General features: G+C 55.7%; 5 protein-coding genes and 1 pseudogene. 5 read left to right on the top strand and 1 reads right to left on the bottom strand.

Going from position 1 to position 5,324, the window contains the following annotated elements:
* Window positions 1-944 (top strand): annotated as a pseudogene (locus tag ADT71_RS30915) (conjugal transfer protein TraG); the annotation flags it as partial.
* On the opposite strand, the gene ADT71_RS00680 reads toward ADT71_RS30915, so the two are convergent.
* Entirely contained in the window at window positions 934-1,137 is a 204-nt protein-coding gene (locus ADT71_RS00680; RefSeq protein WP_132470484.1) for a hypothetical protein, read from the bottom strand. The pseudogene ADT71_RS30915 and the gene ADT71_RS00680 sit on opposite strands and share 11 nt — an antisense overlap.
* 257 nt (window positions 1,138-1,394) lie before the next feature.
* Between ADT71_RS00680 and ADT71_RS00675 the strand changes: the two genes are divergently transcribed.
* The 4 genes from ADT71_RS00675 (at window position 1,395) to ADT71_RS29830 (ending at window position 5,264) form a co-directional block, all read left to right on the top strand.
* Window positions 1,395-2,477 (top strand): IS630 family transposase, encoded by a 1,083-nt coding sequence (locus ADT71_RS00675; protein ID WP_054434212.1) that lies wholly within the window; start codon window positions 1,395-1,397, stop codon window positions 2,475-2,477.
* Between the two features lie 179 nt (window positions 2,478-2,656).
* Entirely contained in the window at window positions 2,657-2,800 is a 144-nt protein-coding gene (locus ADT71_RS30910; RefSeq protein ID WP_132470482.1) for a benenodin family lasso peptide, read from the top strand.
* A gap of 170 nt (window positions 2,801-2,970) precedes the next feature.
* A complete protein-coding gene (locus ADT71_RS29835) occupies window positions 2,971-3,501 on the top strand; it encodes a lasso peptide biosynthesis B2 protein (protein ID WP_207906171.1) in 531 nt (176 codons plus the stop codon).
* A 71-nt stretch (window positions 3,502-3,572) separates the two neighbouring features.
* Window positions 3,573-5,264, top strand: a complete 1,692-nt coding sequence (locus tag ADT71_RS29830; protein ID WP_165913387.1) for an asparagine synthase-related protein — start codon at window positions 3,573-3,575, stop codon at window positions 5,262-5,264.
* Window positions 5,265-5,324: the final 60 nt, after the last annotated feature.

Raw genomic sequence — 5,324 nt, 5'->3', positions numbered from 1 at the left:
CCCGCTCGCGGACTTCAGGTGAAAATTTGTTGGTTGTCTTGCTCATAACGGATGCTCCTTCTCACAAGTTGGAGCCTCCTGGAAACCCGGGGCGCTTCAGTAAACCTCAACCTGGCCGCAGCACAACACCACTTCGCGCTGGCGTAGATCATACCGACACCGTGCAGCAGGGATTTCAACTTCACTACAATACGGACGAAATTCGGTCGAATGATACCTCTTCGAGCGCCAGCAACGGCACTCGAGACGAACGTGGAAATGGTACCAATCTCTCTATATCCCACGGGACTGCGGATTCCGGCGGCGTATTTGCCAGAAGCTCGGTCTCCCAAACGTCGTCAGTTGGGCAAGAAGATTCCCTCTCGCTTGCAAATTCCTATGAACAACGCGCGCGAGCGTTTCGTGAGAAAGCCGAGCAGTTGTCACGAGACGCCAGCTATGCGGAGTCTCACAATCTGCAGATGAGCGAAAACCTAAGCCAGGAATTAGCAGATTGGTATCGTCGCGAAGCGGCACATAATCCAGGGCTTCAGGCCCCCAGCCTCCATGAAGTGTCTATGAGTAATCATCAGAGGGACGTTCGCGAAAGTCTGGTCGCCAAATTTCTTCGAGAACGCCAACATGCTATTTATGCCGAAGTTGCGCCATTCCTCAAGGAACCGGAACTTGCGGCGGATATCGAAGCCCCGGCGATCACCTCGTCAGCTGGCGTTACCGCAGCATATCATCCGACGGGATTGAGGGTTACTCCGACGCTTGCTGACCCAAGCGACGGCTCAGCGGTAGGCGTGGGGATTGCAGCCGGCAAGCGGGAGATCGAGGATCACGCCGAAGCTGCCCGTGTCGGTCGAGGTCAGAGCATAATCGGCGGCGTAGATCTCCAAAACGAAGTCAATCGATCGCTCGATAAAGGCTTCTTCCGCGATCCAAATCTCAGGAAATGAGCGTAGCCATCCAGATCATCACCGCTGCGACCAAAACCACGGTTAGACCGAACCCGATCTTTTGCCCTAAGGAGGCCGGCTGGTCGTCGTCATGGAAATCAGCCTCAAGATAAGCGTCATCCATCTCCCAGATGTACACTGGGCCATTTGGGAGATCGCTAGTTGCCAAATAGGTTTCGAGGTTCAGTTTCATAACTACCGTCCCTTTCCACAGAGAGGGTTGCTCGCACTCGGGAACATTGCAACCAAGAACACTAACCTTGATCAACATGCCTTTTCGACACATTCCTCGAATTGGCACCTTACCCTCTACTCGAGGGAAGCAGCTTTCAACCCCACGCGGCATACGTTCCGGTGTTTTTCGTAAAGCAAGTATGCTAATGGATTGACCGGAACGAAAGAGTCCAGTTGGGGATTCCCACTGGCTTGCTGGCGTGTCAGTCTCGGAGGATGCGTGATGGGATCAGCTTCATCGTTTCGGCCTCCGACCGTCAACGCCTGCACGACATCGTGTCGGCGCCCTTGAGTCCACAGAAACATGTCTGGCGCGCCCGTATCGTTCTTTTGAGCAGCGACGGCCTGGGCACCTCGGCGATTATGACGGCAACAGGAAAGTCGAAGACCTGCGTGTGGCGCTGGCAGGAGCGTTTCATGCACGAAGGCGTCGATGGCCTGCTCCGCGACAAGTCCCGTCCGCCCGGCAAGGCGCCGGTATTGCCCAAGCGCGTGGCCGAAATTGTCCGGCTTACGCAGGAACCGCCGCCGCATGAGGCAACCCACTGGACGGCGCGCGCGATGGCCAAAGCGGTCGGGCTTGCCGTTTCGACAGTGCAGTCGATCTGGAAGGCGCATGGGCTTGCTCCGCATCGCTGGCGCAGCTTCAAGCTGTCGAACGATCCGGCTTTCGCCGAAAAGCTCACCGAGATCGTCGGCCTCTATGTCGATCCCCCCGCCCATGCGGTGGTCCTGTCGATCGACGAGAAATCGCAGATACAGGCGCTCGACCGCACCCAGCCCGGTCTGCCGATGAAGAAGGGCCGCGCCGGCACCCTGACCCATGACTACAAGCGCCACGGCACGACCACGCTGTTCGCTGCGCTCAACGTGCTCGACGGAACCGTGATAGGGCAGAACATGCAGCGCCACCGCCACCAGGAGTTCATCCGCTTCCTCAATCGGATCGAGCGTGAAGTACCCAAGGGCAAGGCGATCCACGTGATCCTCGACAACTATGCCGCACACAAGAAGGACAAGGTCCAGGAGTGGCTCGCCCGCCATCCGCGCTGGACTTTCCACTTCACGCCGACATCTTCCTCATGGCTCAATGCCGTCGAGGGCTTCTTCGGAAAGCTGACCAGGCGGCGCCTTAAGCACGGCGTCTTCCACTCCGTCGTCGACCTCCAGGCTGCCATCAACCGGTTCATCCGGGAGTACAACGCCGACAACCCCAAGCCCTTCATCTGGAAGGCCAATCCGGACGAAATCATCGCGGCTCGAAATCGAGGGTTCCAAACGTTGGAGTCAATCCACTAACTTCCTTTTAGAAATATAAATTTGGCACTTAAACCAAATTATTATGAATATTATTCAATTTCATAACCTCAAAACCACGGGACATCGGCCAACATCTGTCCCATAATGATTTTGATATAAATTGGTTCTGAAACACATTCTCCAAGTCGCGATTCAGCGACATTGGAAAGGAGAATGTTATGACCCGTGAAATCGAACAGCGTGACGAACATCTCACCGACCTCGGTGCAGTCACCGCTGAAACCAAGGGCCAGGGCGGCGTCCAGCTTCCGGACGTCGAGACCGGGCTGCGCTACAATATCGCCGGCCTCAGCGACGATTGAAACCGCACGGGCGCGCAAATTTTGCGCGCCCCAACCGGTACAAAGCGATGACGCTCAGCCTCCAATCCACCGTACGATATGCTTATGTCGGAGATGATATCATCCTCTTGGACATCCGAGCCAATCGCTACTTCGCAGTCCCTCCTGCTAAACGAGCCTGCTTTCGTCGAATGCTCGCGCAGACCAAACTGAGTTCGTCAGACCAAGATGAACTGCGTATCTATGTCGAATGCGGAATAGTGGTAGAGGGCAATGTCAAAAGGCCGGACCGCCCACCCTGCAACGATGACCTCGAGGTCCTGACTCTACAGGAAACGAGACCTACCGCAAACTTCGTGGTGCACGCAATCTTGGGTAGGCAGCGCTCACGGGTTGAACTCAAGTTCCGTCCCCTTTGGCGTGTCTTATCCGGAATTGAGCGCTCCAAAGAACGTTGCAGTGGCAATGGTTCGGTCGAAGCCCTGCATCGGGTCGCATCCGGCTTCCAAGGTATTTCCGGTCTATTTGGCCGACATGACCAGTGCTTGCCGCTTTCGATCGCGATTGTTCGAGAGTGCCTTCGCAATGGGCTATCAGCGAAAATGGTGCTTGGTGTCCAGACCAACCCATTCAATGCACACGCCTGGGTTCAGTTCGGCAATATCCTCCTTATTGACGATCCAAATTTCGTGAAAGATTTCACGCCGATCTTGGCCGTGTGATCATGCAAGGCCGGTACGCAATAGTCATCGGACCCGACGTACAACACCGATTTGCCCTCAGCAGCAGCCTTTTGGCAGCTGGCCTTGAAACCACCATTGAAACGGAGAACCTCGCGATCTACGTTTCTGGGGGACTTGCAAAGAGCCATCAGATCCTGGGGCCCTTCCATATATTGGGGCCTCATCGCCACAGGCGATCCGCGCGCAACGACATAACCGTCAAATCCAGCAAGCAGCTTCTGCAATCCGTCTGGGGCGCGTATATCGCCATCGCCTCGGGCGCTCACGAAGGCGTTTCCGTTACGAGAGACCCTTCCGGACAGATCCCCTGCTATTACGCCTGCATTGGTAGCACCTGGGTTTTTGCTTCCGACGCAAATCTACTTCGCAACGTTCCGGGAACCTCATTCACGATCGATTGGGACGAACTGACCAACCTACTTTACTTCCCCGGTCATTTTAGCGGTCGCACAGCGGTAACCGGCATCTGCGAATTGCTCCCCGGAGAGACAGCAATCATCGAGGCGAATGCTGTAAGCATTTGCTCAGCTTGGAGTCCGTGGACCTTCTGCGGTCCGAATCCATGCAGAAGTGAATTGGATGCAGTCGAACTCCTGCGAGCAGCATTCCGCGAGGTGCACGAAGCTCTCGCCGATTGGTTCAAACATCCAATTGTTACCGTATCAGGCGGCCTCGACTCATCGATCGTAGCAACCGAACTCCACCGCGCCGCAGCGAAAGCCCATTGTGTCAATCTGTTCACCACCTCTCCGTCCGGCGATGAACGCTGCTTTGCCCGCATCGTAACGAAAGGATGTGATTATCCTCTGAATGAGGTTCCCTTTGCTGCGCCTAGCATCGAGAGTTACATCGGCTCCCAACCACACCTCCCGCGCCCCACCCAGCGTTTCATGGCCAACTCAAGCATGGAATTGTTTCGGTCGGAGAGCCTGTCGGGCTGCCACGATGTCATTCTCACAGGCTATGGCGGAGACAGCGTATTCTGCTTCCTGAACTCCTCTTTGCCACTCCTTGACCTGCTGGCAAATAATCCGTCCGTACGGGACCTTCGGCTATGCCTAAATGCTCTAGAAGGTGTTACTGGTGCATCGTACTTCCAGATCCTACGGCACGCTGTACGAAACGAATGGCGCAGACGACGCCTTGGGAGACCGTTCTCGTGGCCCAAGCGCTCCCTGTTCCTTCGCACAGATCCGCTCATGCTTTCTCAACCAAGAGAGGTTCATCCATGGTTGGTTGCGCCGACCGACGCCTGCCGCGGCAAATCCGCTCATATCGCCGCCATACTCCGCGCCTACAACCATCTTGAGCAAATGCCGCGTGCAAGTAATATCGCAATGCTCTCGCCCCTGCTCTTGCCCCCCATCGTCGAAGCCTGCCTTGCCATTCCGACATGGCTTTGGATTTACGGAGGCATCGATCGGTCGATCGCAAGGTCGGCCTGCGAAGTGCTACCACGAGACATTGCTAAACGGTCGACGAAAGGTACGCCGTGCGAGATACACGCCAAGTTTTTCGAGCACCACGCACCGCAGCTTATCGACCTTCTGCTTCGAGGTGAATTGGCAGCACACGGAATACTCGATGTGGACGCCATCAAGGAATACGCCGGCAGGCCCTTCCCCCGGAAAGACAGCGATTATCTCACCTTACTGGAACTCGTGGATACCGAAATTTGGCTTCAATGTTGGTCCACCGAATCATTGAAGCGCCCCGGGTTTCCAGGAGGCTCCAACTTGTGAGAAGGAGCATCCGTTATGAGCAAGACAACCAACAAATTTTCACCTGAAGTCCGCGAGCGG

The organism is Novosphingobium sp. ST904, from assembly GCF_001298105.1.
Taxonomy (GTDB): domain Bacteria; phylum Pseudomonadota; class Alphaproteobacteria; order Sphingomonadales; family Sphingomonadaceae; genus Novosphingobium.
The sequence above is the reverse complement of the archived record's forward strand: the minus strand, read 5'-3'. Positions and strand labels throughout refer to the sequence as shown.

What these genes read in the sequence shown, in the direction of transcription:
- ADT71_RS29835 (WP_207906171.1), top strand. Translation starts at nt 2,971, where the DNA reads ATGCTCGCGCAGACCAAACTGAGTTCGTCAGACCAAGATGAACTGCGT.
- ADT71_RS00680 (WP_132470484.1), bottom strand. Translation starts at nt 1,137, where the DNA reads ATGAAACTGAACCTCGAAACCTATTTGGCAACTAGCGATCTCCCAAAT.
- ADT71_RS30910 (WP_132470482.1), top strand. Translation starts at nt 2,657, where the DNA reads ATGACCCGTGAAATCGAACAGCGTGACGAACATCTCACCGACCTCGGT.
- ADT71_RS00675 (WP_054434212.1), top strand. Translation starts at nt 1,395, where the DNA reads ATGCGTGATGGGATCAGCTTCATCGTTTCGGCCTCCGACCGTCAACGC.